Annotated in this window: 1 pseudogene; it reads left to right on the plus strand. The window is 73.2% G+C overall.

Going from position 1 to position 515, the window contains the following annotated elements:
* Positions 1-515 (plus strand): annotated as a pseudogene (fliI, locus tag GJ693_RS16665) (flagellum-specific ATP synthase FliI); the annotation flags it as partial.

Consider the following 515-nt stretch of genomic DNA (forward strand, 5'->3'; position numbering starts at 1 on the left):
CCGCCCTTGCCGCCGCACGCCCGGGCGCGGGTGACGCAGCCGCTCGCCACCGGCGTGCGCGCCATCGATGCGCTGCTCAGCTTCGGCATCGGCCAGCGCATCGGCATCATGGCCGGGACGGGTGTGGGCAAGTCCGTCCTGCTCGGCCAGATCACGCGCTGGGCCCAGGCCGACGTGGTGGTGATGGCGCTGATCGGGGAGCGCAGCCGCGAGATCAGCGATTTCATCGACACCGAATTGCGCGGCCCGGCACGCCAGCGCACCGTCACCATCGCGGTGCCGGCGTCAGACGCGATGCTGTGCCGGGTGCGGGCGGCGCAGCGTGCCTTTGCCATCGCCGAATGGTTCCGCGGCCAGGGCCGCCAGGTGCTGCTGATCCTCGACAGCCTGAGCCGTGTTGTCCACGGCATGCGCGAAGTGGCGATGGCGCGCGGCGAGCCGACCGGCGCGCGCGGCTATCCGCCGTCGGCGCTGCAGCTGATCGCCGATCTGGCCGAGCGCGCCGGCGGTGACCG

Origin of the sequence: Sandarakinorhabdus oryzae, from assembly GCF_009733735.1 — a bacterium.
Classification (GTDB): domain Bacteria; phylum Pseudomonadota; class Alphaproteobacteria; order Sphingomonadales; family Sphingomonadaceae; genus Sandarakinorhabdus; species Sandarakinorhabdus oryzae.